The 3,227-nt window shown below is 25.1% G+C and carries 2 protein-coding genes and 1 pseudogene; all 3 read left to right on the top strand.

Annotated features, from left to right (window positions below; all coding sequences use genetic code 11):
• Window positions 1–179 (top strand): annotated as a pseudogene (locus tag Q0V15_RS12590) (UDP-glucose 4-epimerase); the annotation flags it as partial.
• 278 nt (window positions 180–457) lie between these two features.
• On the top strand, window positions 458–1,222 hold the full coding sequence (locus tag Q0V15_RS12585) for an ABC transporter ATP-binding protein (protein WP_297439489.1): 765 nt from the start codon (window positions 458–460) through the stop codon (window positions 1,220–1,222).
• 113 nt (window positions 1,223–1,335) lie between these two features.
• Window positions 1,336–3,227: FtsX-like permease family protein (locus Q0V15_RS12580; RefSeq protein WP_297439488.1), on the top strand; the 1,892-nt coding region annotated here is incomplete at its 3' end.

The raw sequence follows: 3,227 nt of genomic DNA, 5'->3' as shown, positions 1-3,227 counted from the left end.
ACAGAGATTTAAATTATGAGAAATACTTTACAGAGGGTAAAGAAGAGAGAAATAACCAACAAGAGTATAATTCACATAATACAACTAGATTAACAGTTGCAGAGGTTAAAGAAATGTTATTAAAACTTCCTTATATTCAAAAAGAACTTAAGGCTTTCCATGAAGACGCTAGTATTTAGAAAAAATAAAACATGATGATTATTTTGAACTGTAAAATTAATAAAAAGCTCAAAATTTAAAAGTTATAAAACAAAAGCAATTTTCTATAATAGAAAGTTGCTTTTGTTTTATAATAATTAATTTCATTATCTTACAAAAATGAAAGGTATATGAAATATAAATCGATATGAAAAGGACATAATATGAAGATATAATAAGAGTATAGTAAAATGAGAGATTAAGAATAGTAAGTAGATTATAGTTGAATTTATAAATTTAATTTGATAGGGGTAGAGGGATGAAAAAAATATTAGAAGTTAAAAGCATAGAAAAATATTATGGAAATAGACTTAGTCTGACTAAAGCAATTGATAATATAAGTTTTGAAGTTTTAAAAGGTGAATTTATAGGGATTATGGGACCATCAGGTTCTGGGAAAACAACTCTGTTAAATTGTATTGCTACAATAGATAAGGTTTCAGCAGGAGATATAGATATAAATGGTGTTAAGATAACAAATTTAAGAGGTAGAAAACTTGAAAAATTCAGATGTGATGAACTTGGATTTATATTTCAAGATTATAATCTTTTAGATACACTTACAGCTTATGAGAATATAGCACTAGCACTAACAATACAGGGAAAGAATCATAAGGTTATAAATGAACTTGTACTTGAAAGTGCTAAAAAACTTAACATAGAAGATGTTTTAGAAAAATATCCATATGAAATGTCTGGTGGACAAAAACAGAGAGTTGCATCAGCTAGAGCAATAGTAACACAGCCAAGTTTAATTCTTGCAGATGAGCCAACAGGGGCGCTTGATTCCAAGTCAGCAGCTAAACTTTTATCTTCTTTCAAAAGTTTAAATGAAGAAGTGGAAGCTACTATTCTTATGGTTACACATGATGCTTTTACAGCGAGTTATGCAGATAGAATTTTATTTATAAAAGATGGGAAAATTTTTAATGAGATAATTAAAGGTAATGATACAAGGAAGGAATTCTTTAATAGAATTATAGATGTTGTAACATTGCTTGGTGGGGATATAGATATTATTTAATAGCTATAATACATAAATAATTTAGCAAAATATAAAATTATACTAGAGATAAAATGAAATTTAAATAAGATGAATTTTAGAAGTAAGTAATGAAAATTTATGGGGGTAAAGCTATGTTACTTAGTCTAGTTAAAAGAAATATAAAAAAGAGTTTTAAGGATTATATGATTTATTTTATAACACTATCACTTGCAGCAGGGATATTTTATTTATTCAATTCATTTGTTGCACAAGCGAGTGTATTAGACATTTCAGAGAATCAAATAAAGAGCATAGGTGCTATAGAAATTCAGTTTTCATACATATCAATATTTGTTTCTATAGTTCTTGGAATCCTTATAATCTATGCAAATAATTTTATTATAAGAAAAAGAAAGAAAGAATTTGGTATATATATGACACTTGGTATGAGTAAGTTTAAGATATCAAAGATTTTAATATTAGAAACTATGATAGTAGGTGTTGCTTCACTTATTGTAGGTCTTGGATTTGGAATAATAATATCACAAGGTATGACTTTTATTACTGCAAGTTTACTTGATGCTGAGATAAAGAGTTTTATCTTTATAATATCAGGTAAAGCAATTTTAAAAACAATAATATGTTTTGGAATTATATTTATATTTGTAGGGGTTTTTAATGTTTTAGCAGTTATAAATTATAAAGTTTTAAAGCTTATATATGCTGATAAGAAAAATGAAAAAGTAGTAGTAAAAAAGTCAATTTATCTATTAATAATATTTATAATAGGTGTAGTTTTAAATTTAGCTTCCTATTATATAGCATTATTTAAAGCCGAAAAAATGATTATGAATGTAAATGTTTTTACACTTGTTGTTATAATGCTTATAATAGGTTCAATATCAATTTTATATGGAATAAATGGACTACTTATATATGTAAAAAAAGCAAATAAGAAATCATATCTAAAGGGAATTAATATTTTTACAGTAAATCAAATAAGCTCAAAAACTAATTCACATATAGTAAAAATAAGTATTATATCAGCTATGGTATTTATATCTATAGCATCAATAGCTACAGGCGTTAGTATTAAAAAATTACAAGATAAAAGTATAGCTACCAATACATCTTATGATTTTCAATTTATATTTCATAAAATTGATGAAAATAAAAATTATGATAATGAAGAAACAGTAAGACCAACAGATAGTGAAATATATAATGAGCTAAGAAAGATTGATAAGGATTTTTTAAATCAAGTAAACTTAGTTGAATATGATGTTTATAGTAGTGGTAGAGTTATTAGTGGATTTAATAAAAATAAAAGTCATCAAGTTATGAGTATTTCTGATTATAATAATTTAAGAGAACTTAGAGGTGAAAAGAAAGTTGAGTTAAGGGCTGATGAAGTTATTCTTACATCAAATGATCCAGATATAGTTAATATATTGAATAATGAACTAAAGAAAGGGATAACTTATAATTCAGATATAGGAAAACTTAATGTCAAAAATTCTAAAGTATCAGAAGAAAGTTATAAGCTTGGGACAGGAACAGGGTATACAAATTATTTAACAGTTATAGCGCCAGATAAACTTATAAAAGAAATGAATGGTAAGAACTTTAAAGAAACTTGGACTGTTGGAAATATAAAAGATAAAAACAAAAGTGAAGAAATGCAAAATAAAATAGATATGTTTATAAGCAATCATCATGATGACAATATAAGGATTTTAGGATGTTCAAAAAATAATCTTATAGAAAGCAAAAATGTAAGTGATATGCAGTTAGTATATATATGCTTTTATATAGGAATAGTATTTTTAATCAGTTCAGCAGCACTTATATCATTAACGCAATTAGTTGAAGCAAGTGAAAGTAAAGAGAAGTATAAAACTCTTAGAAAATTATCAGTGTCAGAAAAGATGATAAGAAAGAGCATAATAAAAGAAATAATAATGAACTTTAGTATTCCAATAATAGTAGCAGTTATAAATTCAGTAATTGTATTAATATTTGTGCAAAGTTTAATAGTAAATTA

This window comes from uncultured Clostridium sp. (assembly GCF_947036855.1).
GTDB lineage: Bacteria > Bacillota > Clostridia > Clostridiales > Clostridiaceae > Sarcina.
The sequence above is the reverse complement of the archived record's forward strand: the minus strand, read 5'-3'. Positions and strand labels throughout refer to the sequence as shown.

Excerpts from the sequence above, each read along its gene's own strand:
- Q0V15_RS12585 (WP_297439489.1), top strand. The coding sequence starts at position 458 with ATGAAAAAAATATTAGAAGTTAAAAGCATAGAAAAATATTATGGAAAT.